The organism is Pacificoceanicola algae (genome assembly GCF_049341065.1).
Lineage (GTDB): Bacteria > Pseudomonadota > Alphaproteobacteria > Rhodobacterales > Rhodobacteraceae > Pacificoceanicola.
This window is the reverse complement of record NZ_JBMPIX010000007.1, coordinates 171,900-197,474: the sequence shown is the minus strand read 5'-3', so window position 1 is coordinate 197,474 and position 25,575 is coordinate 171,900. Positions and strand designations below refer to the sequence as shown.

Here is a 25,575-nt window from a genome sequence, read left to right as displayed (position 1 = left end):
AGGGAGGGGAATATGGCCAAGGATCGCTCTCAGACGGACGCCGAACATTCGCTCGCGATCCGCGCGGCTTGGCTGCACTATGTTGGCGGGTTGACGCAGGCCAAGGTGGCCAAGCGGCTCGGCGTGCCCTCGGTCAAGGCGCATCGCCTGATCGCCCGCGCTGTCGCCGAAGGTGCCGTGAAGGTCAGCATCGAAGGCGAAATCACCGAATGTATCGAACTCGAGCAGGCACTCTGCGATCGCTTTGGCCTTGAGACTTGCGAGGTCGCTCCGGATCTTGACGAAGATGGGCTGCCGCTGCGCACGCTTGGTCTTGCCGGTGGCGCGCGGCTGCGCCGTTGGCTGGAAAGCGGTGAAGAGCTGACCATCGGCATCGGCCATGGCCGGACGCTCGCGCAGGCGGTGCGCGCCATGCCGCGCTTTGCCACGGAAGGGCTGCGCTTTGTTTCGTTGTTGGGCGGGCTGACCCGGAATTATGCCGCCAACCCACATGACGTGATGCACATGTTGGCCGAAAAGACCGGTGCGCAGGCTTATGTCATGCCCGTGCCCTTTTTTGCCAATACCCGCGAGGACCGCGAGGTTTTGCTGTCGCAGCGCGGTGTCGCCGAGGTGTTCCAGTTGGCCGAGACCGCGCCACTCAAGATCGTCGGGATCGGCACGGTGGAAACGGAAACCCAACTTGTGACCTCTGGCATGATCGAACAGTCGGAAATCGCGGCGATTTCCAAGGCGGGCGGCGTTGGCGAAATGCTGGGGCATTTCTTTGACCGCGATGGCCGGGCGCTGGAAACACCCCTGACCGATCGTACACTGGCCGTATCGCTAGATGAGACGCGGCAGGACCGGATCATCGCCCTTGCGGGCGGCCCGGAAAAGCTCGAAGCGTTGCGCGCCGTGCTCAACAGTGGCCGCCTGTCGGGGCTGATCACCGATGAGCGCACGGCGCGCGCGCTGCTGCCTGACTGATTGATCGTTACGGGCAGGGCGCCGTGTAATAGGTGCCGTCCCCGCGCGCATAGGCGCAGCGGTCAGTGGCCGAATTCTGCGCCACGATCGTTCCGGCAGCGGCACCTGCAAGGGCCGCGATCAAAGTCCAGTTGCGGTCAGCTTCCAGAACGTCGGCCGTGATCAGGCCCGCTGCGGCACCGGCGGTCACACCGACAACAGTGCGCTGTTCAGGGGTGAGGTTTTCACAGGCCGGAACCAGCAACAAGCTGGCCGCGGCAAGCGCGGCTGTAAATCTGTGGTTCATGTTAGGGCTCCCAAATGATCGGACGGCCCGCCGAATTTCCTGAGCATCGCATCGCTCTGGTGCCTTGGGGGCTGCGGCAGGCCGCCTTTGCCATATGGTCACTTACGTCGAGCCCATGCATTAACCTTGCGCAAGACCGGAGCTGCGACGTCAGAGGATCGACTGACCCGTGGCGGCCCAATCCTTGGTGAACTGGTCAAGCCCCTTGTCGGTCAGCACATGCGTTGCCAGCCCCTTGATCACCCCCGGCGGGATCGTCGCCACATCAGCCCCGGCAAGCGCCGCGTCCTTGACGTGGTTGGCTGTCCTCACCGAGGCGGCAAGGATCTGGGTTTCAAACCCGTAATTGTCATAGATCGCGCGGATGTCCCCGATCAGCTCCATCCCGTCGATGTTCAGATCGTCCAGTCGCCCGATGAAAGGACTGATGTAGGTCGCCCCGGCCTTGGCGGCCAGCAGTGCCTGATTGGCGGCAAAGCACAGGGTCACATTGGTCTTGATGCCCTTGTTTGTGAAATACCGGCAGGCCTTCAACCCGTCCAAGGTCAGCGGCAGTTTGATCACAACGTTGTCTGCGATTTTGGCCAGATGTTCGCCCTCGGCAACCATGCCGTCATACGCCATCGAGGCGACCTCGGCGGATACCGGACCGCTGACCAGTTCGCAAATCTCGGCGATCACCTCTTTGAAATCGCGGCCTGATTTGGCGATCAGCGAAGGGTTGGTCGTCACTCCATCGAGCAAGCCGTAATCGTTCAGCTCTTTGATGTCGGCGATGATTGCGGTGTCTACAAAGAACTTCATGTGCGCTCTCCCATGTGCGTTGCTGGGGTGTGATAGCGCAATCAATGGTATATCACAAGAAAAATCACAAAATAACACAATTGACGATATTTTTGTTATGTGTGATGTTGCGCTTCGGAGGATTTCACTTTGAAACGTGACGAACGGCGACAGGCCATCATGGACATCCTCGTGGCCGAGGGGGCGGTTGATCTGGATGATCTGGCGCGGCGCTTTGCCGTGTCGAAAATGACCATTCACCGCGATCTGGACGAACTTGAGACCGCTGGCCTTCTGCGCAAGATCCGCGGCGGGGCGACGATCGAATCCGGAACCCGTTTCGAAAGCGAGTTTCGCTTTCGTGAACGGCAGGGCGGGGCCGCCAAGGCGGCTATGGCGCGCTCCGCCCTTGATCTTATCGAACCGGGCATGACGGTGATGATCAACGACGGCTCGATGGCGGCGGTGCTTGGCGCGCAACTCGGGGCCAAGCGCCCGCTGACCGTGATCACCAACAATGCCGCCGTGATGGACACCCTGAAGGGAGAGGCGGGCATCACGCTGATCGCCCTGGGCGGCGTCTATTCGTCCAAGTTCAACGCCTTTTTCGGCAAACTGACCGAAGATGCTCTGGCCAATCTGCGCGCCGACATCGCCTTTATCTCGTCGCCTGCCGTTTCGGGTCTGGAGGTGTTCCACATGGATGACAGCGTTGTCGGCACCAAGCGCGCGATGATGGCTGCCGCGTCACAGACCTGCCTGTTGGTCAATCACAGCCGCTTTGGGCAAACCGCCCTGTACCGCCTCGCAGGTCTGAGCGAGTTCGACCACATCATCACCGATCAGCCCCCCGAGGCGCAGGCCATGGCCGCGCTGCAAGGCGCGGGGCTGCCCTTGACCTTCGCAAACAGCAAAGAGAGCGCCGCATGAGTGACCCGAATTTCTGGATCGGCACAAGTTGGAAGATGAACAAGACACTGGCCGAGGCGCAGGATTTTGCCTCCGCATTGGCCAAGGCGGACGACGCGCGCGATCCGCGTTTCCAACGCTTTGTCATCCCGCCTTTCACGGCCGTGCGCGAGGTGGCGCAGATCCTGGCCGATACCTCGGTCAAGGTGGGGGCGCAGAACATGCACTGGGCTGATCGGGGCGCCTGGACGGGCGAAGTCTCGCCGCTGATGTTGAAAGACTGCGGGCTTGATGTCGTCGAGCTGGGCCATTCTGAGCGCCGGGAACATTTTGGCGAAACCGACGAAACAGTTGGCCTGAAAACCGAGGCCGCCGTGCGCCACGGGTTGATCCCGCTGATCTGCATCGGGGAAACCCTGCCCGAACGCGAAGCGGGCCGCGCCCAAGAGGTGCTGGAGGCGCAGGTGCGCGGCGCCTTGGGCAAGCTGTCCGGCGATCAGAAAACCGCGCCGATCCTGCTGGCCTATGAACCTGTCTGGGCCATCGGCGAAGGCGGTATCCCGGCCACGTCCGAGTATGCCGACGCGCGGCAGGCCGAGATCATTGCCGTGGCCGAGAAGGTTCTAAGCCGCCGCATCCCTTGCCTTTATGGCGGCTCGGTCAATCCGGGCAACTGTAAAGAGCTTATCCAATGCCCGCATATTGACGGGCTGTTCATTGGGCGCAGCGCCTGGAACGTCGAGGGTTATCTCGACATCCTGAGCAAATGCGCCTCTGCCATCTGATCTGTGAAAGGATAGATTATGAAAATCGCAATTGCGGGCGACAGCGCGGGCGAAGGTCTTGCCAAAACTCTGGCCGAGCATCTTTCGGCCAACTACGACGTGTCTGAAATCTCGCGGACCGAGGCAGGCCCGGACGCCTTCTACGCCAACCTGAGCGACCGGGTGGCCAACGCGGTATTGGACGGGACCTATGATCGCGCCATTCTGGTCTGCGGCACGGGCATCGGCGTGTGCCTGTCCGCTAACAAGGTGCCGGGCATCCGCGCCGCGCAGTGCCACGACACCTATTCGGCGGGTAAGGCCGCGACATCGAACAACGCGCAGATCATCACCATGGGTGCGCGGGTGATCGGGACGGAATTGGCCAAGGACATCGCCGAGGCTTTTCTGACATCCTCGTTCGATCCGGAGGGCCGCTCGGCTGGAAACGTCGAAGCAATCAACCAGGTTGATGCCAAGTACAACAAGGGCTGAGTGTTAAAGCTTTACCCCATGGCGCGCGGCCAGCAATTTTGCCGCGCGCTGAACTTCCTCGGCGATGCGCTGAGCGTCCCAGCCCAAGGCTGCCGCTGCAACCGCGCAAATGTCGTCCAGTCCCGCGCGAGTGATCTGCCCGGTCAGGGCCAGTTGCGTGCGGCGCAACACGATATCCTCAAGATGCACCACCATTTCGTTTCGGGCGATCCAGTCGATCTCGGCCCGGCTGGTGTCTTGCGTTCCGGTCACGAGGACGGGCTTGGGTCCCTCCTGCGCAATGATCTGCCGGGCGGTCGTGCCATAGCGGGCCAGCAGCACCTTGGCCCGCTCTGGCGCACCTGTGTCTGTGATCCACGCCTGACGCGCATGGGCGTGCGGTATGCCCTTGCCGCCGCCAATCGGCAAGTCCCGGGTCGAGACCTTGCGTGGTTTTCCCAGTCGCTGCAAAAGGCCGTCAGCAACCTCTTCGGCGAAGCCGCGAAACGTGGTCCATTTGCCTCCGACCAGCGACAGCACCGGAAATGGGCGCGTCGTGGTGGTGGGCAGTTCCGGGGTCGAATGATCACGGCTGATCAGCCCCGGATCGACGCCTTGGGAATTGGGCAGGGGGCGGATGCCCGCGTACGTGTAAACGATCTGATCGGTCGAAAAGCTCAGCCCCGGCAAGAGATCTCGGAGGCTTTGCATGAAATAGGCGATCTCGTCGTCGTCGCACAGGACAGTATCCGGATCCTGGGCCGGGATATCGGTCGAGCCGACCATCGCCTTGCCGAGATAGGGATAGACCAGCAGGATACGGCCGTCGTCGCCCTCGAAATAGATCATCCGCCCGTCCAGTTGGCGCAGCAGTTCCGGGTGATCGATCAGGATGTGAGAGCCCTTTGTGCCGCCGATCAGCTTGGTCGGTTCGCCCAGCAGCGCATTGACGCTGTCAATCCACGGGCCTGCCGCGTTGACGACGATCCGGGGGCGGGCGCGCAGGGTGCTGCCGTCGCTTGCGGTGATCGTCAGCACGCCTTGGTGACAGCTTTGCAGGTCCGCCCAATTCAGCGCCTTCGATCCGGGGCGTGCGGTCAAGCCATCCTGAACCAGTTCCAGCACCAGACGCTCGGCCCCGGTTATGGCGGCGTCGTAGTAGGTACCCACGGCCTTGATGCGCGGCGTCAGGGCCGGGATGTCGCGTAGGGCGCGGGCGCGGGTGATCATCTTGTGACGCGGCATCACCCGGGAGCGCGACCCGTAGAAATCATACATCCGCAGCCCGATCTTGATCAGCACTGCCCCGCGCGACCGGGGCGCGGTGGTCGAGCCGAAAAACGTGCGCAGGGCGGCCCATATCCCCTTGGTCCAGCTGTAGATCGGGATAACGGTGGGCAGGGGGTGCACCAGATGCGGTGCGTTACGCAGCAGCAGGTTTCGCTCCAGCGTACTTTGCGCAACCAGACCGAATTCCCCGGTTTCAAGATACTTCAGCCCGCCGTGGATCAATCGGGAGGGCGCCGCACTGGTGCCCGAGCCGAAATCCCCTTTGTCGATGATCAGGCAGCGTAGCCCCTGTTCGCAAAGATCGCGGAAGAGGCCCGCGCCATTGATGCCCGCACCGATGATGACGACGTCGTAATCTTGGACATCGCTCATCCGCGCGGCTCCTGGCTGAGGTGTTCCAGCCGGCGCCAGTTTTCCGCCATGTCCTGTGCAACCTCTCGGTAGATCCGATAACGGGTTTCGTAATGCGCATGGCGGTCGGGCTGGGGCTGATAGGTGGTGCTGCTTGCCGCAAGATCGCGCGGGTCCGCGTCGAACCGCTCAAAAGCGCCGACCGCCGCCCCCGCGCACAGCGCCGCGCCCCATGCGGCGGCCTCGTCGGTTTGCGTGACGGTGACGGGCAGGCCCAGCACATCGGCAAACAGCCGCGCCACGGTGGGATTGCGCGAGGCCCCGCCGGTCAGCCGCGCCTCGGACGCGGCAAAGCTGCCACGCAGGGCATCGACATGATCGCGATGATTAAAAACCACGCCTTCCAGCAGCGCGGCCAGAACATCGCCGCGTCCGTGCCAACCCCGCAGGCCCAGAAAGCCCGCGCTGGGCAACGCCCCCATGGGTGAGCCAAAGAGATAGGGATGATAAAGCACCGAGGATGGACGGGCGAGCGCGGCGTCGATCTCGGGTGAAAGGCGGGCGTGAATGCTGTCGCCTGCGGCTTCGGCCTGTGCTTTTTCCGCGGCGCAAAAGGTATCGATGAACCAGTCGTAATTGGTGGTCGACGCGGGCGAAATCGACATGTTGTTCCATGTCCCGGGGGCGATGCCGCTGCGGCAGAACCAGCGCGCATCGGTTTGCGGTGCCAGCGACAGGCTTTCGTTGATCGAATAGGTCCCGGCGACAATGCCCACAACGCCGGTCTTATGCGCCCCGATCCCCAGAACCGAGGCCGTGACGTCGTGTAATCCGGCGGCGACGGGCGTGCCTTGGATCAGGCCCGTCAGCGCGGCGGCTTCGGTGGTCACCTGTCCGACAATCTCGGCGGAATGGCTGATCGGGGGCAGGGCGGCGTGCAAAACGTTCAGGCCGAACAGATCAAGGGCTTCTGGGGAATAGGCTTGGGTCTGCACATCGGTGAATGAGGTGCTTGCCTCGGTTCGGTCGGTGCCGACTTCGCCGGTCAGACAATACCGCAGCCAGTCCTTGCAGGCGATCCCATGGCCGATCCGGGCGTAGCGCTCTGGTTCATTGGCCTTGATCCATGCCAGCAGCGCCGAGGGCGCCGAGACATGCGGCGCCTGGCCGGTCAAAGCGAGGCTGGCCATATCAACGCCCTCAGCCGCCCAGCGGTCCACCTCGGCCGTGGCGCGGCTGTCCAATGACAGGATGCCCGGCCCCAAAGGCGCGCGATCCTTGTCCAGCAGATACAGCCCGTCACCATGCGCTGTCGCCGCAACCGCAAGAATATCGCGTGGGTGGGCACCGCTGAGCGATAGCGCCTCGCCGATGGCCTCGGCGGTCTGGTGCCAAAGCTGGGTCATGTCGCGCTCAACATGCCGCGACCGGGGCATGAGCTGCGCGATAGTCCGGCGCGCCACACCTTTTTGCATGCCGTCCAGATCAAAGACCACGGCCTTGGTCACGGTCAGCCCGCTATCGATTGCAAGAATGAATGACATGCCCGTCCCCTTGTTTCTGCGAAAGTGGCACAGCATGTCCGCAAAGCAAAGCGTGCCGCGCTCAGGCCACCTGCCGGCCCCGGTTCCAGACGGTACGGATCACCGGCGTGTCGCCCAGCATCGACACCCGGACCAGATCAGCTTGCTTGCCCGGCGCGATGCTGCCGCGATCCGCAAGTCCTGCCGCCTCGGCAGGTGTTGCGGTGACGCAGGCGATGGCGCGCGGCAGATCCTGCCAAATCGTGGCCAGCCGAAATGCGCCCGTCAGCAGCGAGGACGGCACATAGTCGGATGACAGGATATCAAGCAGGCCCAACCGCGCCAGTTCCTCGGCGGCGACATTGCCCGAGTGAGAGCCGCCGCGCACGAGGTTCGGCCCGCCCATGATCACCCGTATGCCGTTTGCGTGGCAGGCGCGGGCGGCCTCGAGCGTGGTGGGGAATTCGGCCAGCTTGATGCCATGTCCGGCGCTGGTGGCGACATGGTCTTTGGTGGTGTCGTCGTGGCTGGCCAGCGTTGCGCCCAGACGGGCCGCTTCGGCGACGGCGGCGCGTTCATGGGCGTCGCCATGGGCGCTGCGCAATTCGTAGAGCTGGGCCATATGCAGGCGCAGTTGTTCATCGGTCAGATCGCGTTTGCCTTTGACGTAGGCCTTGTACTTGTCCAGATCGCGGAACTGGCGCTGGCCGGGCGTGTGGTCCATCAGGCTGACGATGCCGACGCGATCTTTCGGGCTGAATTCGGCCAGCTCATCGGTCAAAGTGGCCGAGCAGACCTCGGCCCGCAGATGCAGATAGTGGTTGATCCGCAGGGCGCCCGCGGCGCGCAGCTCCCACAGTTCGGTCGCCAGTTGCCGGGCATAGCGCAGGTATCGCCCTTGCCCGTTCGGGATCGATCCGACGCGCATGGCATCGAAAACCGTGGTGATCCCGACCGAGGCCAATTCGCCGTCATGCGCAAGGATCGCGGGCGCATGGGGCCAGTCGACTCGCGGACGCGGCTGGATGTGACGTTCAAGGTTGTCTGTGTGCAGCTCGATCAGGCCGGGGATCAGCAGATCGCCGTCGCAATCGATGCCCGTCGCGCCCGGACCGGACGACAGATCGGCGATCCGGCCGTCGCGCATGCACAGACCGCCGTGAATGATTTCATCGGGCAGAACGATCCGGGCGTTGGTCAGAACGGTTTCGGCCATGTTAGCGATTTCCAGAAGGCTAGGAGTCTACCCGCCCACTGAACCCGGAATTTGTCGCTGGGACAAGTCGGGCCGAACCCGAAGCCTGTCACTGTTGGGGTTGCTCACCTTCGGAGGGGAGCGCGCCGTCTTCACCGGGGCCGCGCAGCGCAAGCAAAAGGGCCAATCCCGCCAAAAGCGCCAGAACCGCCGTAAAGAAAAAGGTCGACAGGACGCGCGCGCTATCATCCGGGCGGGGGCCGCTGCTGAGCCACTCCCAAACCAAAGTTCCAGCCAGCCCCAGAAGGGCGAAAGCCAGCACGATAAGGATCAGTTTACGAAGGATCATCGCCACCTCCCAATGATATTTTGGGAGGGGATCGAGAGGCTGTCAACTACCTTGGGTTGTGTGCGCCGATCCTTGCCGAAACAGCGGTGACTGCTATCAAGCGGGCACATTTCGCGCTACGGTCGAGAAAAGAAAAATTTGTGCAGGGTACAGGCAATGACGATGGATAGACGGACCTTCTCATTCAGCATTGCGGCGCTGGCTCTTTCGGGCTGCGGCGGTGCGGGGATTTCTGGGGCGCCGGCGGTCGCGCGTCCTGATCCCGCGACTGATCCGGGGCTTCGCCCGCAGCCCAATGCCTCGTATGACGCGTGGGTTGCAGCCTTCAAGGCACGGGCCATGGCGCAGGGCATTAGTGCCAATACGCTTTCCGCCGCTTTTCGCGGCCAAGGTTATCTGCCCGGCGTGATTGAGCGGGATCGCAATCAGACCGAATTCAAACGCTCGCTTGAGGATTATCTCGCCATTGTCGCGCCCGATGAAAAGGTGCGTTTTGGACGCCCTCTCTATGCCCGCCAGCGCGGCGTACTGAGCCAGATCGAGGGGCGTTATGGTGTGCCGCCGCATATCCTTGCAGCGATTTGGGGCTTGGAAAGCTACTTTGGCACCAAGCGCGGGGCGATCCCGGTGATCTCGGCGACCTCGACGCTGGCTTGGGAGGGGCGGCGTGGAAAGTTCTTTGAATCCAACCTGATGGATGCCCTGCGGATCGTGCAAACCGGGGATGCCAAACCCAGCCAGTTGGTCGGCAGTTGGGCGGGCGCGATGGGCCACACCCAACTGATCCCGAACGCCTATCAGGCCAACGCGGTGGATTTCAACGGCGACGGCAAGCGCGATATCTGGACGGATGATCCCACCGACGCGCTTGCCACCACGGCGCGCTTTTTGTCCAAGGCTGGCTGGCGACGCGGGCAGACTTGGGGGCTGGAAGTGATCGTGCCCGAGGGATATTCCGGCCCGACAGGGCGCGGCAATCGGCGCAGCGTGGCGGCTTGGCGCGATCTCGGGGTGCGCGCGGCCAAACGCGGCGCCTTGCCCGATCATGGCACGGCGGCCCTGCTGGCGCCGATGGGGCTGGGGCGGCCAACCTTCCTTGTATACCACAACTTCAACATGATCCTGCGCTACAATCCCTCCGAGAATTACGGGCTGGGGGTTGGCTATCTCGCGGATCGTCTGAACGGCGGCGGGCCGCTGACGCGCGGGTTTGGCGCCGACGAATTCGGGCTGACGCTGGAGGACCGCAAGGCGCTGCAACGCGGATTGACCCAGCGCGGGTTTGATGCGGGCACAGCCGACGGCGTCTTTGGCAAAAAGACCGAGGCCGCCATTCGCGCCTTCCAGCAATCTCAGGGGCTGCCCGTCACAGGCAAACCGTCGAAAGAACTGTTGCGACGGCTGGGGTAGGGCACCTAAAGCAGGGCCCGGATCGGCTCTAGCATACCGTTATTGCGCAGGGTGGTGACCGGATAGCTGCCATCGTTGACCAGTCGATCAAGCGAGAAACCGGGCTCGATCTTGGTCAGTTTGTCGGCGACGGCCTGCGCCTTGGCCAGATCACCTTGCAATGCGTAAAGCGCCAGAAGCTGGCGATGCGCGGGCCGCGACAGCGGGGCCGAGCGGGTCGCGGCCTCACCGGCCTCGATCGCGACCTCTGGTTTGTTGCAGGCGATGGCGATCAGGCAGCGCCCGGTGTCCCACCAATGTTTGAAGGGCGAGGTTGAGGCGATAAAGCTGGCCCGTTGCGAGGCCGCCAGAGCCGCCTCGTGGTTGCCCGCGAACAAATGCGCCTCGGCCATGGAATTCCATGCGATGGCATTGGCCGGGTTGCGTTCGACCGCCCTTTGGGCCAGTTCGAAAAAGCCGGCACCGTCGCGCAAGGCCGTGCCTCGGATCTTTCCGGCAAGCGCTTGGATCAGCGCGTTGTCGGTGCCCATTTCCAGCGCCTTGTAATGCAGATCGACCGCCTCTTCACGCAGGGCTTCGGGGTCGCTTTCGGCAAGTTCAACGATCTGAATGGTGCGGATCAACGCGGTCCAGGCAAGATAGATGCCGTTCTGGTCATGGTCATAGGCCTGTTTCATCAGGCCATATGCCTCGCGCAGGGCGCTGCGTTCAAAGCTGAACATCCGATAAAGCGCCAACCGCGACAGCGCAGTGGCTCGGGTTTCCGGGCGCGTCGTCTCCAGAACCTGCGGCAATTTTCCGATGATCTGGTCGGCGGCTTCAAAGATGGTCTTGCCGATGGTTTCGTGGGTTTCAAGGATGTCGTTCAACCGGTCGACGTGCTGAAGCTTGGAATACAGGATGCGCCCGCTAGACTGGTGCACCGCCTTGACAAAAATCGAATGGCCGGATTCGTCCGTGACCAGCTGCGCCGTCACGGCCACATCTGCGGCGGGCATCTGATCGGACTGCTCGGGCAGGTTTTGCGCCTGACGCCAGGCGCGAATTTGCTCGGCGATGCTTTCGCCGACTTGGTTGGCCAGAACCTCGCCCATGATCTTTTCACGTTCCGACCCGTCCGAGATCGACTGGCAGTTGATCAAGATTCCGGTCGCGGGCATTGGTTTTGCTCGGCTGAGCCGGGTGTCGAGTTCGGCGCGTTCCATGCGCAGCCATTCCTCGAACTCGGGGTCACGCACATCCATGCCCTGTAGCAGTTCGACCCGCTCGTCGACAGGCAGAACTTCGTCCAGCATATCCACCGAAACGGCGCTTGTTCGAAGCGAAACAGTCGTGCGATCGGCTTGCAGGACGTCGCTATGGTTGCCCAATGCGGTACGCAGTTTGCTGAGCGCTTGGCGCAGGTTGGCGCTGGCTTGTTCCGCGCCAAAGGTCGACCACAGCTTGTCCTCGATCCAGCGGCGCGAGCGCGACATGCCGGGACTCATCGCCAGCAGCGCGACAAGCGCCTGATTCTTGGCACCTTTCGGGGTCAAGACCTCCCCTTCGGCGCCGATCATCTGGAACGGGCCAAACACAGAGATGGAAACAAGGGGGGGAAGGCGCGGCATGGTTCCAATCACAATTGACGTTACGTAGAGGCTATCACCGGTCAACTTGCCCGGCAACTGCCGTGAATTCTTCGTTAATCTTTTGTCCACAGCGTGATCGGGCTTTGACGCGCGTTAATCTTTAGACAAAAGTTAACGAAATTATTTCAGAGGACAGATTATGCCGCGCTATGGATATGATGGGTATGACGGGTACGATGGCTACGACGGGTATGACGGATATGATGGCTACGACGGGTACGATGGCAGCGGGGGCCGGGGCGGCGGTGCCCCCAGCGCGGCGCTAGGATCGGCCCGGGATGGCACGGTCGGCTATTGGGACGGCAGCGCGGATCGGACACCGGCCAGCATCGGGCGCGACAGCTGGGCGACGTTTCAGACTTTGGGCAGCAAACCCAAGGTCAAGGTGCTGGATCAGGCGATTGGTGGGATGTTCGGCGTCACGCTGAATGACTCAAAGGATGCCAACACTACCGGAACGGTCAGTTGCCACGACAAGACCATCGTGACCCTGAACAAACCTGAAGAGGCGTTTCTGGCCAAACACCAATTGCATTACCTGCGCACCGCTGCGGACTTGCGTCCTGATCGGCTGGGCGAGATCAAGGTTCAGATCAGCAACCTGCGGTCCTTTTTCGGGCTGGTTGGCCATATGTCCCCCGAGGCGACGAAATGGACCCTGATGCTGCATTACGCCGTGTTGCGCCTGATGCAGTCGATAGAACAGCCGCTGAAATTCGGGTTTGACGTCGCCCGACCAATCGCGATGTCATACAAGGTGCAGCCGATCATCCAAACACCGGGGCACGGGTCATGGCCATCCGGGCATTCGACCGAGTCCTTTGCCCTGGCAACCCTGCTGACCCGGCTCTTTTACAATCGCGCCTTTGATCCCAAGGCCGAAATCGCCGCAGGCAACGATCTGTACCGTCTGGCCGCGCGTATCGCGACGAACCGCACGGTCGCCGGGGTGCATTTTCCGACAGACAGTATGGCGGGGGCCGTTCTGGGGGTGACCGTGGCCGAGGCCTTGGTGCGCCAACTGGATGGCGAAAGCCAAACCACCACCCGCCTCTACCATGGCGAGAGCTATAAGGGAGATTTTAACCTTTCTCTGTTTTCTTCTGCGCTCGACGACGCCTCGATTGTTGAGACGTCTTCGGCCCCGCTGCCAAGCGGCGCAGTTCCCTATTGGCTGGCCCAGATGTGGCAGACCGCCAAGGATGAGTGGTAATCAGGTTTTGTAGGTGCTCAATGGGGCTTTGGCCCCGTTATGATGGGTAACCAGTGGGCCGAGGCGCCGAAAGGGCCTCGGCTTTGGCGTGTCAGCTGACTGGCGGGGCGGCCTCTGCATCGTCCCAGATGCGCCCCGGCCCAGAGTTCAACCCAACGACATATTCCCCCAGACGCGGCTGGTCCGCAGTCGCGACCGCAAACAAATCACATTTGGCGGGGTCAAGGTCGGCCGTGCGCGGGCCTTGCCCGCCGTTCGAAATAATCCGTTTGGCCGACAACCCCAAGGCGCGCGTCAGTCGCGCCGCCGACGCGCTGGTGCCGCTCAGCGCGCGGGTAGAGCCACTGAACGTGCCGCTGGACAACACGCCGCGATGGAACACACTGTCATCCGCGATTGTCGACGCTGTTGGCCCCGGCACGGACCAATCCGCCCCTTCCGGGCAATAGCGGGCAACAGTGAAATGTTCGGGCGCCGGGCGCCGCAGGGCAGCGCCCGCGGAAAAGACCTGACGGACGGGCGCGGTGACCATGGCGCTGTGGCTGCCGGCATGGGTGATCGCGCAGCCTTTTCCATAGGCGCTGTAGGACATGGTTTCGTCATCCCATTCATGGGAAAATTCGTCATCGAAATAGCTTTGGCGCGCTTGCGAGCGATATCCACGCAGCCCATCGTCGCGCTGAATTTGCGCGACCACATTCAAAGCCTCGGGGCCGCTGTGTTGCAACTTGACCTGCCATGCGCCCGAGGGCGTTTCCGGCTCGCCCGTCTTGCGCCCGTCGGTCAGTGCGAGGGCCAGAACGAAATGCGCCGGGCTGATCACGCCATTCCCGTAATCGCGCGGGGCCACATGGTAGATGCGGGCCACGGCCGCGCCGTCATTTTCAAGCGTGCGCCATTGACCGGGCGCGATGTCCTGAAAGCCGGAGGCCGTTCCATCCGGGGCAGTCAGCGCAATCTGAAGATCTCCAAGGTTCGCGTGCGGCACGCGCACCTCCATGTAGCTTGGCGTCTGGTCTCCGGGCTGCACCCGCCATGTCGTCTTGCGGACAGGCCGTTTGCGCGTGGCCGAAGCCTTGTAGGGCAGTTGCGCCACCAATCGCGTTTCGAAGTTATTGCCAAAGGACCAGACAACCCGAACCGGTTGCCCGGTGACGCGCTCCCACTCCGAGGCTTCGCGGGCGATCTGGTATTCAACGAACCGGGTGCCATCCTTGGGGCCGGCCAGAACGCCCAGTGACAGGTTCACGATCACCGGCGCCGTGGGGTCAACCTGCCGGGCGCTGCGAAGAACCCAGCGAACGGCTTGAATCATGTAGCTTTCGAACAGGGTGCCCGAGGTGTCCTCGATCGCCTGTGGTGGCAGTTGCACCGCAAGCAGCGGCCAATCGCGCGCTTCGTCCGTGCCGTTCGGGTCCGCCCCGGCGGCCAGATCCAGCACATTGGTGCCATGCGAGGCGCTGAAATTGGTGACCTGCCGCGCCTCGACGCCAAAAAGGCGATTGTTCAAATTCGCATAGACGTCAGTTTCGTCCTGCCCCAACAGCGCCGTTATCTCATCCTTGTTCAGGGTCTCGCCCAGAACAACCTGTCCACCGCCACTGTATTGTTCGAGGGCCTGCACCCAAACGGCGTGAAACCGGCTGGTTTGCGTGCCATCCTTGGCTTGTCTGCGAAACCGCCCGTTGAGAAAGGCGATACCGTCGTCCACAACCGCGATGATCGGCGCGCCGGGTTTCCCGCTGGGGGGAGCGGAACGGGCCTGCACGGGGCCACTGCCGACATCCGCAATTGAGACAGGAACGCCTGAGTCCAGCACATGGAATAAATCGGCGAAATCCGCATCAGAGGTTCCCAGACGGCGATAAAGGGCATATTCATCCGGCAGACCTTTCAACGGATCGGTCTTGCCCGCGCGCTCGACCAGCTCTGTATATTCATAGCCATCCATCAATAAGACGCCGCTGCCGTCATTGAGCGCCTCAATCAGGCCGTCACGCGCTGCGGGACCGGTAAGGCGCACGAAGATCGGTTCGTAAAACGTGCCTTTGTCGGGCTGGGCGGGGTTCAGAGCGGCGCGCCGCCGCGTCAGCAGCCACGACCAGTCAAGGTAAGCGTCCTGAAAACTCGCATCCTGACTGTCGGTCCAAGTCAAACCCATGGGGCGCCTCCTGAAAATTCATGCATTTATGTGGCCTAGGTAAGTCCGCCGCTGGGGTGCCCGTCAAGAAAAGCACCACTGTTTACGCAAAATTCACGCAAAAAAGCCCCTTTTTCCCGTCATACCAAAAGGAATTCGCAAGAATTACACATCGTTCACGCCAGATTTACGGAGCGATCACGGTAGGGAAGCAATGTGACGTTAACCTTTCGTCAACCTCGCAGAGTCGCAATTCTCTGCCAACCCGGTGACAGTGATGATACGCAAACAGACCCCTTCGCGCAGCAATCTGCGTGTGATTGATGGCTCTCAAGACGCAGGCAAAGCTTTTGTCAGGCCCTTGATGTTGCCCGATGCGCCGGACCTTGGGGCGCAGGAATTGGCCGCCGAAATGGCCGAGATCTTTGCGATGTCGCTGATTGCAGAATGCCACCTGAGCGATCTGGATAATCCGCACTGCGTCGTGCAGATTGATCCGGCGACCCGCTTTAACCTGCATGAATTGCTTTGCGAATTGCGCAGCCTACCATGGTGCGACGCCCGGACACCTGCCAAAGACCTTGGTGATCTGCCTGCTACGGACGACATGGATGAGGCGGGGCATCGCCGCGCGGCCCGCTGGAACATTGAGAGTCAACTGACCCTCGGGACGCTGTTCCGCTCGGGTGTGGCCTTGACGAGCGGAGCGGCGCCTCTGTCCGGCCTTTTTGCGACCGATCACGCGGTGGGACCGGCGCAGGGGCCTTTGCCCGCACCGGTCAGCGCGGCGCCTTTGTCCCTGTGGTCGCGGTGGTGCGCGGTTCACAGCGGTGCGGGGCTGGGTTTGCCGGGGCGCGGAGCCTCCAATGCTGACATCACGACCCTGTCCGAGCTTGCCGAGCATGTGTTCAAAGCGCCTCCTGCCCGGGCGTTTCATTCAGCGACTTTGGCCAGTCTGGCACATGGCAGCCCCTTCGATCCGGGGCTCAATGGGCTGACGGGCAAAGCCGAGGGCTGGACCGGCGGGCGGCTGTTCGCGCTTTTGGCCGAGGCCGAGAGCCGCGCGCGCTGGGCCGCGCTGCGCCGCTTGGCGCGGGCCGACCGCTTGTCGCGCCCGGCGGTGACGGCGGCGCGGATGACGGTGCATCTGGCCCGCGAAGAACAGCAAAGTGATGCGGCAGAGGCGCGCTATCGCGGGGCTGCCGACGAACTGGCCCGATCGGCTCCGAACCTGTTGAACTGGGTAAGCCGTGCAAATAAGGCGGCCCGCAGTCGGCAACGCTTTGAACACAGCCTCTTTCTGCCGCTTGGCACAGCGGCCGAGACAATGCACCCGTCTGACACCGCCACACATGTGGTTGTCGCGGGGGCATTGGCAACTTTGATGAAAGCGGTTTTCGACACCTCGCAGCCGCGCCACCTGCGTCTGGCCAGCAAGGCGGACGCGCGGATGGACCTCGGGCAAGAATTGGACAGACTGGTCGCCAATACGGCCTTGGCGCGTGTAGTGACGGGGGCTTATTTCCCGGCGGAAAACCATCAGGATATGCGTCTGGGACAGGCGATTGCGCTTCAGGTCCTGCGCACGGCGATGGAAGAGGACAACCGAAGCGCCAGCCTGACCTTCCGCGATTTCGATGGCCGGATACTTCAACTGGTCTCTCATCCGCGCCAGTTTGGCCGCGGGATCGCCGAACTGCGTCAGGGCGATGTCAGCTTGCCCTGGCCGCAAGAGGCGACACCGCCCGCTGCCCATTTGACGGCCGTGGTCTAACGGCCGTCGGTCGCAGCATAGCTGCGCTCGGGCATGCGTTGGGATATCTCAAGGATCAACTTGCGCTTCACGGCCTCGGCAAAAGACGCGCGGCTTTCTGCGGTGACCACAAAGGCGCCGGGGCCGCCGATGATGCGCTGTTCGTAAAGCACCTCCAGCCCGCCTTGCGCCCTCCCGGGATCGTCCGGGCGCAAAATGGGCAGGGCATTGATCGTCACGCCTGCCGCCAGAACCGTCTCGCGGGCTTCGGCAATGCTGGGGCCGGAAAACGAATTGGCACTGTCGCCGGAAAAGTCGATCACGCGTCGCCAACCTTCGATGTCATTGTCATCCATCAGCCGAAGCGCCTCGAGCAGGGCGGCCCCGATGGCGTTGCGTCCATAAGCCTGCCGGGGTTTGCGCAACAACTCGTTCGCAAAGGTCTGCGCGCTGCTGCCATCGTTTATGATCTGCCAGTCTGCGACCACCGCCTGATTTGCCGCCCATTCCACATAGGTCACGGCGATCGAGCCATAGGCGGTATTGGCAATGGCTGCCAACACCTCTGGATCGGTGATCGCTTCGGCATAGCCTTGTCGTTGAAAGGCGATCTCGTTCGCGTCAATGCTGCCCGAGGCATCGGCCAGAAGGACAAGTTCAAGATCGGTGTCCTGTGCCAAGGCGGGCAGGGCAAGACAGGTCAGGGCAAAAGCGATCCGGCGCATAAGGGTCTCCTGTTGCGGATCATCCAAGGATAGGGCTGGAAAACACCACGGCCAGATTGATGGGGATCAAGGTGCCGGACCGGGGGCCATGGCAATGTCATCAGGGGACACCGGAGGACGAACAGATGAAACGACTTGTTCTAATGGCTGCACTGGCCGCAACACCTGCCTTGGCGCAGGACGCCGACATCGGGCGCGCGCATTACCACGCGCATTGTGCCACATGTCACGGTCTGGAAGGGCGCGGCGATGGCCCGATGGCTGGCGTCTTACTGATCAAGCCGGTCAACCTGACCGAGCTTTCTGCCCAGAATGGCGGCACGTTCCCGCTTGAGCGCGTGGTCAAGCGCATCGACGGGCGCGATCCCCTTGTCAGCCACGGATCACCCATGCCGGTCTATGGCGACTATTTCGAAGGCTCCTTCGATGTCCCGATGAAGGCCCCGACCGGCCAGCCGGTGCTGACGTCGCAACCGGTTGTTGATCTGGTGGCTTATCTGCGTGAAATCCAGCGGCTTGAATGATCCGACTGCTGGCCCTTCTTCTGGTCTGGGCCGCACCTTTGCCGGCCGAATCCCTGCGCGTCACAGTTGATCTGTCGGATCAGCAGATGACCGTGACGGCAGGCGATGAGATTTTGCATCAATGGCCAGTATCGACGGCCCGTGCGGGCAAATGCACTCCGGTGGGCACGTACACGCCCTACCTGATGAAGCGAATGCACTATTCAAGCCTTTACAACAACGCGCCAATGCCCTGGTCGATCTTCTTTGCTGGCAATTACGCGATCCACGGCACGACCGATGTGGCGAAACTGGGCACGCCAGCGTCGGCGGGCTGTGTGCGTTTGGCCCCTGACAACGCCGAGACGCTGTACGGTGAAGTCAAAGCGGTCGGCATGGACGAAACCCGGGTTGTGATCCAACCCTAGCGGCAAATCCCCTTGGGCTGAGCGCCCGCCCATGACAGGCGAACGGTCCCTTCGCCCAGGGCTTTGTCCAGACCATCCACCGGCATGTATTGCGAGATCATCGCCCGCAACCGCCCGGTGCGCGGCGCGCCGGGGTCCAGCAGGCGGCAGCAAACGTATTCTTCGACAATGCTGCCCTGCTGTTCATAGCCGTAGCTCAGAAAATCCTGCGTCTTGTCCGGATCGAAAAGGTAGGGGTCGACGTTGGCGGTATGCTCGGACAGCGCCTTGAGCGGGGTATAGCCCGTGCGATCCCTGTTCTGCCATTGCCAGACATGGGTGGATTCATGGGCGAAAAGCATTGCCTGATACAGATCGATCTTGGTTGGCCAGCCCTGCATCAGGTCATCGCGATACAGGTCCTTGCGGAACATCATGGTGTTGTAGATCACGCTGGCGGCAGGTGAGACTTCGACTTTTTGCGCTTTGTCCAAAGGTGGCCAGATCCGCTCCTGACAGGTGGTGCGGGGGCGAACGGGGATTGTATAGACGTAGGACCCCGCGAAATGTCCGTCCACGATGCGGATCTTTTGCGTGTCGATCTGGTCGCCCTGAAGGGCGTGCAGATAGGCGGTCTCTGACGGGGTCAGGGGCCGTCCGCAGGCGGCAAGGAAAAGCAGGAAGATCAGAAGTTTGCGCATAAGCGCAGGGAAGCGCGTGAACTCGCCGGAGGCAAGGTATTTGCACCACCCATTCAAATTTATTTTCCGGCGGATGCAACCTGATGCGCGGTTCGGGGGTTGGTCTGGTGAAGCTGGATAGCACAAAGGAGATCACGCCATGAATATGGACCAGATCAAAGGACAATGGACTCAATTGGTTGGCAAAGCCCGTGAAGAATGGGGCGAGCTGACCGAGAATGAAGTGCAGGAAGCCCACGGAGAACGCGATCAGCTGGTGGGCAAGATCCAAGAGAAATACGGCAAGACCCGCGAAGAGGCCGAACGCGAATTCGACGAGTGGGTCGCCCAGCTTTGACGGTTTGATGAATTAACGAGTGCAGCGACCCTTCGGGGCCGTTTTTTCGTGGTTGGCACTCCAAGCCCAATCACCGCCTATAAGTATCAAAGCGGTTGGAACGACGCAGGCTTGCTCTCAGGAAAACCTGCTCAGGGTTGTCCGATTTGAAACCGGAGCTTGATAGGAGTTTTTAGCGCCGACAAGCCTCCGCCTCATGACTTATCCGGCGGGCTTTGAGCCGAGGTGCCTCATCAGCGTGTTGCGGATTTTGTCCACAGTCCTTCAGGGCGCTTCGAATTCAAACATCCAACTCTTCTACAAACCGCGCGTTCTCCTGAATATACTGGAAGCGTAGCTCGGGTTTCTTGCCCATCAGTCGCTCGACCAGATCGCCGGTCTCGCCGGGCTCATCTTCGTCTATCGTGACGCGGATCAGGGTGCGGGTTGCCGGGTCCATCGTGGTTTCTTTCAGATCCTTCGCGTCCATCTCGCCCAGACCCTTGAAGCGCTGGACATCGATCTTCCCTTTACCACCCAGCCCCTTGGCCATGGCAGCCTCTTTCGCTGCATCGTCAGGGACATAAATCCGCCGTGCGCCCTGGGTCAGGCGGTACAGCGGCGGGCAGGCCAGATACAAATGGCCGTTGTCGATCAGCGGGCGCATCTGGGTGAAGAAGAACGTCATCAGCAAGGCCGCGATGTGGGCACCGTCGACGTCCGCGTCGGTCATGATGATGATCTTTTCATAGCGCAGGTCATCAAGGTTGAATTTGGTGCCGACGCCGACGCCCAAAGCCTCGCAGAGGTCTCGGATTTCGGCGTTGGACGACAGCTTGTTCGAGGCCGCGCCGAGCACGTTCAGGATCTTGCCCTTGAGCGGCAGCAGCGCCTGCGTTTCGCGGAACCGCGCGCCCTTGGCCGATCCACCGGCCGAGTCGCCCTCGACGATGAACAGTTCGGTCCCTTCGCGGGACTTGGCAGTGCAGTCGGTCAGCTTGCCCGGCAGACGCAGTTTCTTTGTCGCCGACTTGCGCGCGGTTTCCTTTTCCTGACGACGTCGAAGGCGTTCCTCGGAACGCAGCACGAGGAAATCGAGGATCGCCCCGGCGGATTTCGTATCCGAGGCCAGCCAGTTGTCGAAATGGTCGCGCACCGCGTTTTCCACCAGCCGTTGCGCTTCGGTCGTGGCGAGGCGGTCTTTGGTCTGCCCGACGAATTCCGGTTCGCGGATGAAACAGGACACCAGCGCGCAGCCCCCCGTTATCAGATCGTCACGGGTGATTTGCGCCGCTTTCTTGTTGTTGATCAGCTCGCCATAACCGCGCACGCCCTTGAGGATCGCCGCCCAAAAACCCGCCTCGTGGGTGCCGCCCTCGGGCGTGGGCACGGTGTTACAGTAGGACTGGATGAAGCCATCGCGCGACGGGGTCCAGTTGATGGCCCATTCCACCTTGCCCGGCGTGTTGAACTTCTCTTTGAAATCCACAATCCCGGCAAAGGGCTTATCGGCGTAGGTGCTGGCGCTGCCGAGCGTTTCGGTCAGATAGTCCGCGAGGCCGCCGGGGAAATGGAAAGTTGCCTCAAGCGGGGTCTCGTTGTCGTTGATCTCGGACTTCCAGCGGATCTCGACGCCGCTGAACAGATAGGCCTTGGAGCGGACCATCTTGAACAGGCGGGCGGGTTTGAACCGGTGGTGGCCGAATATCTCTTCGTCGGCGTGGAAGGTCGTCGTGGTGCCGCGCCGATTGGGGGCCGCGCCGATCTTTTCGATGGGGCCAAGCGGGATCCCGCGCGAGAATCGCTGCTCGTAAAGCTCCTTGTTCTTGGCGACCTGAACCACCATGGAATCCGACAGGGCGTTGACCACAGAGGCGCCGACGCCGTGCAGACCGCCGGAGGTCTCATAGGCATCGCCCGAGAATTTGCCGCCCGCGTGCAGGGTGCAAAGGATCACTTCGAGGGCGGATTTGTCGGGGAACTTGGGGTGCGGATCAATCGGGATGCCGCGCCCGTTGTCCTTGATTTCAATCGAGTAATCGGAGAGCAGGGCGACTTCGATGCGATTGGCGTGGCCAGCGACAGCTTCGTCCATGGAGTTGTCGAGCACTTCGGCCACCAGATGGTGCAGGGCGCGTTCGTCGGTGCCGCCGATATACATGCCGGGGCGTTTGCGGACTGGTTCCAGCCCTTCCAGAATCTCGATGGACGAGGCGTTGTAGTCATTGTTTTCAGTGACTTGCAAGAGGTCGTCGGCCATGCTCGAGCCCTTCTTTTATTGGGGTTTGGCGCAGTATGACAGAGCGGGCGGGCCGGGGAAAGAGGATGCGTTTGTCCCGTCACAGGGATTCGGTTGGACTGCACTGTCTTTTAGCAGCCCAATCAGATCAACGGCCCATACAGCGGATATTCTGGAGCGAGGGCTTCAGCAAACCCCCTTGTTGCGGGGCATCAGCCCCGGGCTGCGCCCGACCCTCCCGGGCTCGGGCGTGAACCTTTGTACGGGAACTGCGTGCGGGCACGCACCTAATGCTGCTTTATGGGCGCATTCCTAACAAGGTAAGCAAATCAGCTTCGGAAATAAATCTTGGTTTCCCAGTCTCCTCCTGAAGCTTCAATGCCCTGATTATCTTTGTGCCTTTGTGTGTGTGTACCCAGTCGCGAGACGCTTCTGATGCAACAACTACAAACGACGTTTTCCTGCTAACGCTACGGAAGATAATGCTGCCGTGTGCTTCCAGGTGTTCTTCCAGTATTCGCCTTGGTGTTATGGAAAAGGAGCCGGTCAGAACCAAGTTAGCCCCTTCCAATTCGGTTGGATCTGCAGCAATGGGGTGTGGTTCGAATACAGGAACGTTACCGAGTTCAGAGATTCCAGTATCGTTATAAGCATCACCAATCAGTCGTGTGATGGCGTTACAAATTTCAGCTGATTCTGAAGGATCAATAATACCATCTTCAAGCGCATCGTTGCAGATACTCTTCAAACTTCTGCAGATTGGATCGTTCAGCAGCACAGGTGCTTCATCAATTTTTTCCTTTAGAATTCGCGCCTCGTCGATTGTGATCTTACCATCACACGATATGCCAGCACAGTAGCCCAAGAATCTGTTGGTCGAGCTTTTTGGACAAACCGTGTCGATTTCTCTGCCGCGATACTCGATCGCATTTTCGAGCGACTCAAACTCTAGGAGGTCTACATCAAAATCTTCAATTATTTCAGAGGCATCAGCGTCTCCGATATTTGCGATAAAATCCTCACATTGAGAAATTAGCGGAGGAATTTCTTCGGCCTCTATGCGGCCACTGGCAACAATACCTTCTAAGAATCCAGTGAAGTAGCAGAAATACTTTTTGTCATTTGCCGCTTTGTGAATTCTAGCTAGCGTTCGGCTTCCGGTTTCAAACTTATCCATTTTGGCTCGCTATTTTCGGAATCTCATCAATTCCCTAACCTTACACCTCGGCTCTTTCTCTCTCAACTGTTCTGACGCCAATTCGCGCCACTCCCCCTCGTCAAACCCCGGGAAAAACGCATCTGCGCCGTCGACCTCCAGATCAACCTCGGTGATCAGCATGCGGTGGGCTAAGGGCAACAGCGCTTCGTAGATGCTTTGCCCGCCGATGCCGTAGATGCGGAAATAGCCTTGGGATTGGCACAGGGCGAGGGCGTCCTGGATACTGGGGGCAGTGTGCTCGGTCAGGTCGGGGTTCGAGGTGACCACCACGTTGAGCCGGGATTTGAGCGGTTTGACGGGCAGGCTCTCCCACGTTTTGCGGCCCATGATCAGCGCCCCGCCGAGGGTCTCGCGCTTGAACATGGCGAGGTCTTCCGGGGCGTGCCAGGGGATGTCCCCGGCCTTGCCAATGGCGGAATTGCGGGCGCGGGCGGCGATGAGGGTGATCATACCGCGACAGGCGCCTTGATCGCCGGAAGGGGGTCGTAGCCGGGGAAGGCGAAGTCGTCATCGGTAAAGTCAAAGAGTGAGGGCACCTGACGTTTGATCTCGAGCCTTGGCAGGGCGCGCGGGTCGCGCGACAGCTGTTCGTGGACCTGATCCATGTGGTTGGAATAGATATGCGCGTCGCCGATGGAGTGGACAAAGTCGCCCGGCTCGTACCCGGTGACATGGGCCAGCATATGGGCAAGCAGCGCGTAAGAGGCAATGTTGAAGGGCACGCCAAGGAACATGTCAGCCGAGCGCTGATAGAGTTGCAGGTGCAGTTTTCCGTCAAGGATACGGACCTGCCAGAGGGTGTGGCAGGGCGGCAGGGCCATGTCGGGCACGTCGGCCGGGTTCCAGGCGGAAACGATGAGGCGGCGGCTGTCGGGGGTGGTCTTGATCTGGTCCAGCAGGGTGGTGATCTGGTCTATGGTGCCCTTGTGGCCGGGCCAGTGGCGCCACTGGTGGCCGTAGACTGGCCCAAGATCGCCGTTCTCGTCGGCCCATTCGTCCCAGATCGAAACGCCGTTTTCCTTGAGGTAGGCGATGTTGGTGTCACCGGACAGGAACCACAGAAGTTCGTACACGATGGATTTGAGGTGCAGTTTCTTGGTGGTCACAAGCGGAAAGCCCTGAGCCAGCGGATAGCGGCATTGCAGGCCGAAGTACGAGGTGGTGCCGGTGCCGGTTCGGTCGGTCGAGGGGGTGCCCTCGGTGAGAACGGTGCGCAGGGCGTCAAGATATTGCTGCATGGGTCGCTTCCCGGATCAGAGCCACAAGATGAGTCGGAGGTCACTATATCTGGTGGGGGCGTGGGTAGGGAAGGCGAGATACTGTAGCGGCTGAATTGCCTCACATTCAGGGAAATTGTGTCGTAATCGGGGCAGGAATTGACAAGAAGGGCTCATCTGCGCAGGTTCATCCTCAAAATAAAAACGGGCAAGACCTGAGGCAGTCAGATGAATCGATTTATTCTCGCGCTCGCGTTGTCGAGCGTCCTTGCCGCCTGTACAGGTGGCAACCCCGGCAATTCCGGTGACGATGGCATTGGGTCTGGTACCCAACCGCTTGTTGACGAGGAAGTGCCGACGAACGTGCCGGACGAAGGGACTGCCAGTACAGGCCCGGACGTCTACGGCACAAGTGCCAATGAAAAGCTGACCATGAACGATGTGGATTTTGATCCCGCGACAGGTGAACTTGTCCTGAACAACCTGCCTTTCGATGGCGACGACAACCTGTACCAGCGCGACGCAGCGGTTTCGACCGCTTTCGGAACTGCGGGGTCAAGTTTTGATGCCTATCGCAACGTGGCAGGTACCAACCGCTATTATGCCGTCTTCCGCCGGACCGGCTCTGGCTATAGCCAAGTGACTGCGGTGGGCACAGACAACTATGTGACCTTCGGCTTTGGCGGCGTTGCGGCGCAGCGCCTGAGTGGCAGCGGCAAGCTTCCGACCAGCAACCAGTCTTATATCTACGACGGGGAATACGCGGCGGTTCGGACGATCATTGACCCGGACACCGGTTCCCAAATCCAGTACGTCGCGGGCACAACGCGGATCCGGGTGGATATCGAAGACTTTGACACCACCGGTGCGGTCGAAGGCTATATTGCTGACCGGACGTTCTTTGATAACAACGGAGTGCCGATCGACGATCTGAACGGCACCGGCGAATTCATCAGCCTGAGCACCGCGTCGATCAACTTTGACAACTGGACCATCGAATCTTCGGATGCGACAATTGTTGGCGGCCCGGGAACCACCGGCGCCACCGGCACATGGGAAGGGCTGTTTGCCGGTCCCAACGGTGAAGAGGTGGCTGGCATCGTCGTTATCGAAGGCACCGGTCCGATTGGAATTGATCCCGCCACAGGTGAGTACATCGAGGTTCAGGTCCGCGAAGTTGGCGGCTTTGTAGCCGAACGGTAAGGGCG

25 protein-coding genes are annotated in these 25,575 nt (G+C 61.2%); 11 read left to right on the top strand and 14 right to left on the bottom strand.

Annotated elements, in window-relative coordinates; all coding sequences use genetic code 11:
- Positions 1–12 precede the first annotated feature (12 nt).
- Positions 13–969 carry a sugar-binding transcriptional regulator gene (locus ACOYQJ_RS13055; RefSeq protein WP_422906461.1) on the top strand — a complete coding sequence of 319 codons (957 nt, stop codon included), beginning with the start codon at positions 13–15 and terminating at the stop codon, positions 967–969.
- Between the two features lie 7 nt (positions 970–976).
- Here ACOYQJ_RS13055 and ACOYQJ_RS13050 read toward each other — a convergent pair whose 3' ends face one another.
- Positions 977–1,255, bottom strand: coding sequence for a YMGG-like glycine zipper-containing protein (locus tag ACOYQJ_RS13050; RefSeq protein ID WP_422906460.1), 279 nt, complete (start codon positions 1,253–1,255; stop codon positions 977–979).
- A gap of 150 nt (positions 1,256–1,405) precedes the next feature.
- Positions 1,406–2,059 carry a fructose-6-phosphate aldolase gene (gene fsa / locus ACOYQJ_RS13045; protein ID WP_422906459.1) on the bottom strand — a complete coding sequence of 218 codons (654 nt, stop codon included), beginning with the start codon at positions 2,057–2,059 and terminating at the stop codon, positions 1,406–1,408.
- Positions 2,060–2,188: 129 nt separating this feature from the next.
- Here fsa and ACOYQJ_RS13040 point away from each other — a divergent pair, with 129 nt between their 5' ends.
- Genes ACOYQJ_RS13040 through derI form a run of 3 tightly spaced genes read left to right on the top strand, consistent with a single transcriptional unit; the run spans position 2,189 to position 4,206 of the window.
- A complete protein-coding gene (locus ACOYQJ_RS13040; RefSeq protein WP_422906458.1) occupies positions 2,189–2,968 on the top strand; it encodes a DeoR/GlpR family DNA-binding transcription regulator in 780 nt (259 codons plus the stop codon).
- Positions 2,965–3,732, top strand: a complete 768-nt coding sequence (locus ACOYQJ_RS13035) for a triose-phosphate isomerase (protein WP_422906457.1) — start codon at positions 2,965–2,967, stop codon at positions 3,730–3,732. Before ACOYQJ_RS13040 ends, ACOYQJ_RS13035 begins: the two co-directional genes overlap by 4 nt.
- An 18-nt stretch (positions 3,733–3,750) precedes the next feature.
- Positions 3,751–4,206, top strand: a complete 456-nt coding sequence (derI, locus tag ACOYQJ_RS13030) for a D-erythrulose-4-phosphate isomerase (protein ID WP_422906456.1) — start codon at positions 3,751–3,753, stop codon at positions 4,204–4,206.
- A gap of 3 nt (positions 4,207–4,209) precedes the next feature.
- On the opposite strand, the gene ACOYQJ_RS13025 is transcribed toward derI, so the two are convergent.
- The 4 genes from ACOYQJ_RS13025 to ACOYQJ_RS13010 form a co-directional block, all read right to left on the bottom strand.
- Positions 4,210–5,847, bottom strand: coding sequence for a glycerol-3-phosphate dehydrogenase/oxidase (locus ACOYQJ_RS13025; RefSeq protein WP_422906455.1), 1,638 nt, complete (start codon positions 5,845–5,847; stop codon positions 4,210–4,212).
- Positions 5,844–7,370, bottom strand: coding sequence for an FGGY-family carbohydrate kinase (locus ACOYQJ_RS13020; protein ID WP_422906454.1), 1,527 nt, complete (start codon positions 7,368–7,370; stop codon positions 5,844–5,846). The genes ACOYQJ_RS13025 and ACOYQJ_RS13020 overlap by 4 nt, the downstream gene beginning before the upstream one ends.
- Before the next feature lie 61 nt (positions 7,371–7,431).
- Positions 7,432–8,565, bottom strand: a complete 1,134-nt coding sequence (locus ACOYQJ_RS13015) for an alpha-D-ribose 1-methylphosphonate 5-triphosphate diphosphatase (RefSeq protein ID WP_422906453.1) — start codon at positions 8,563–8,565, stop codon at positions 7,432–7,434.
- An 88-nt stretch (positions 8,566–8,653) separates the two neighbouring features.
- A complete protein-coding gene (locus tag ACOYQJ_RS13010) occupies positions 8,654–8,893 on the bottom strand; it encodes a hypothetical protein (protein ID WP_422906452.1) in 240 nt (79 codons plus the stop codon).
- 156 nt (positions 8,894–9,049) lie between these two features.
- Between ACOYQJ_RS13010 and ACOYQJ_RS13005 the strand changes: the two genes are divergently transcribed.
- On the top strand, positions 9,050–10,303 hold the full coding sequence (locus tag ACOYQJ_RS13005; protein WP_422906451.1) for a lytic murein transglycosylase: 1,254 nt from the start codon (positions 9,050–9,052) through the stop codon (positions 10,301–10,303).
- 5 nt (positions 10,304–10,308) lie between these two features.
- Here the strand turns inward: ACOYQJ_RS13005 and ACOYQJ_RS13000 are convergent, their stop codons facing one another.
- Complete coding sequence (locus ACOYQJ_RS13000; protein ID WP_422906450.1) at positions 10,309–11,913, bottom strand: AfsR/SARP family transcriptional regulator; 1,605 nt, start codon at positions 11,911–11,913, stop codon at positions 10,309–10,311.
- Positions 11,914–12,073: 160 nt separating this feature from the next.
- Between ACOYQJ_RS13000 and ACOYQJ_RS12995 the strand changes: the two genes are divergently transcribed.
- Complete coding sequence (locus ACOYQJ_RS12995) at positions 12,074–13,147, top strand: phosphatase PAP2 family protein (protein WP_422906449.1); 1,074 nt, start codon at positions 12,074–12,076, stop codon at positions 13,145–13,147.
- Between the two features lie 91 nt (positions 13,148–13,238).
- Here the strand turns inward: ACOYQJ_RS12995 and ACOYQJ_RS12990 are convergent, their stop codons facing one another.
- Positions 13,239–15,308: a S8/S53 family peptidase gene (locus ACOYQJ_RS12990; RefSeq protein ID WP_422906448.1), complete on the bottom strand. Its 2,070-nt coding sequence runs from the start codon at positions 15,306–15,308 to the stop codon at positions 13,239–13,241.
- Positions 15,309–15,564: 256 nt separating this feature from the next.
- On the opposite strand from ACOYQJ_RS12990, the gene ACOYQJ_RS12985 reads away from it, so the two are divergent.
- Positions 15,565–17,061: a phosphatase PAP2 family protein gene (locus tag ACOYQJ_RS12985; protein WP_422906447.1), complete on the top strand. Its 1,497-nt coding sequence runs from the start codon at positions 15,565–15,567 to the stop codon at positions 17,059–17,061.
- Here the strand turns inward: ACOYQJ_RS12985 and ACOYQJ_RS12980 are convergent.
- Positions 17,058–17,765 carry a DUF1194 domain-containing protein gene (locus ACOYQJ_RS12980; protein WP_422906446.1) on the bottom strand — a complete coding sequence of 236 codons (708 nt, stop codon included), beginning with the start codon at positions 17,763–17,765 and terminating at the stop codon, positions 17,058–17,060. The genes ACOYQJ_RS12985 and ACOYQJ_RS12980 overlap by 4 nt on opposite strands.
- 125 nt (positions 17,766–17,890) lie before the next feature.
- On the opposite strand from ACOYQJ_RS12980, the gene ACOYQJ_RS12975 reads away from it, so the two are divergent.
- Positions 17,891–18,289, top strand: coding sequence for a c-type cytochrome (locus tag ACOYQJ_RS12975; protein WP_422906445.1), 399 nt, complete (start codon positions 17,891–17,893; stop codon positions 18,287–18,289).
- Complete coding sequence (locus ACOYQJ_RS12970; RefSeq protein WP_422906444.1) at positions 18,286–18,696, top strand: L,D-transpeptidase; 411 nt, start codon at positions 18,286–18,288, stop codon at positions 18,694–18,696. The genes ACOYQJ_RS12975 and ACOYQJ_RS12970 overlap by 4 nt, the downstream gene beginning before the upstream one ends.
- Here ACOYQJ_RS12970 and ACOYQJ_RS12965 read toward each other — a convergent pair.
- On the bottom strand, positions 18,693–19,376 hold the full coding sequence (locus tag ACOYQJ_RS12965; protein ID WP_422906443.1) for a hypothetical protein: 684 nt from the start codon (positions 19,374–19,376) through the stop codon (positions 18,693–18,695). The genes ACOYQJ_RS12970 and ACOYQJ_RS12965 overlap by 4 nt on opposite strands.
- A 139-nt stretch (positions 19,377–19,515) precedes the next feature.
- Here ACOYQJ_RS12965 and ACOYQJ_RS12960 point away from each other — a divergent pair, with 139 nt between their 5' ends.
- Positions 19,516–19,713, top strand: a complete 198-nt coding sequence (locus ACOYQJ_RS12960; protein ID WP_422906442.1) for a CsbD family protein — start codon at positions 19,516–19,518, stop codon at positions 19,711–19,713.
- Positions 19,714–19,993: 280 nt separating this feature from the next.
- On the opposite strand, the gene parE is transcribed toward ACOYQJ_RS12960, so the two are convergent.
- From parE to ACOYQJ_RS12940, 4 genes are all read right to left on the bottom strand, one after another.
- Positions 19,994–21,952, bottom strand: a complete 1,959-nt coding sequence (gene parE / locus ACOYQJ_RS12955) for a DNA topoisomerase IV subunit B (RefSeq protein ID WP_422906441.1) — start codon at positions 21,950–21,952, stop codon at positions 19,994–19,996.
- Between the two features lie 277 nt (positions 21,953–22,229).
- Positions 22,230–23,108, bottom strand: a complete 879-nt coding sequence (locus ACOYQJ_RS12950; protein ID WP_422906440.1) for a BRCT domain-containing protein — start codon at positions 23,106–23,108, stop codon at positions 22,230–22,232.
- A gap of 9 nt (positions 23,109–23,117) precedes the next feature.
- Entirely contained in the window at positions 23,118–23,600 is a 483-nt protein-coding gene (locus ACOYQJ_RS12945) for a dihydrofolate reductase (protein ID WP_422906439.1), read from the bottom strand.
- A complete protein-coding gene (locus ACOYQJ_RS12940; RefSeq protein WP_422906438.1) occupies positions 23,597–24,388 on the bottom strand; it encodes a thymidylate synthase in 792 nt (263 codons plus the stop codon). Before ACOYQJ_RS12940 ends, ACOYQJ_RS12945 begins: the two co-directional genes overlap by 4 nt.
- Positions 24,389–24,595: 207 nt before the next feature.
- Between ACOYQJ_RS12940 and ACOYQJ_RS12935 the strand changes: the two genes are divergently transcribed.
- Positions 24,596–25,570 (top strand): hypothetical protein, encoded by a 975-nt coding sequence (locus tag ACOYQJ_RS12935; RefSeq protein WP_422906437.1) that lies wholly within the window; start codon positions 24,596–24,598, stop codon positions 25,568–25,570.
- Positions 25,571–25,575 lie beyond the last annotated feature (5 nt).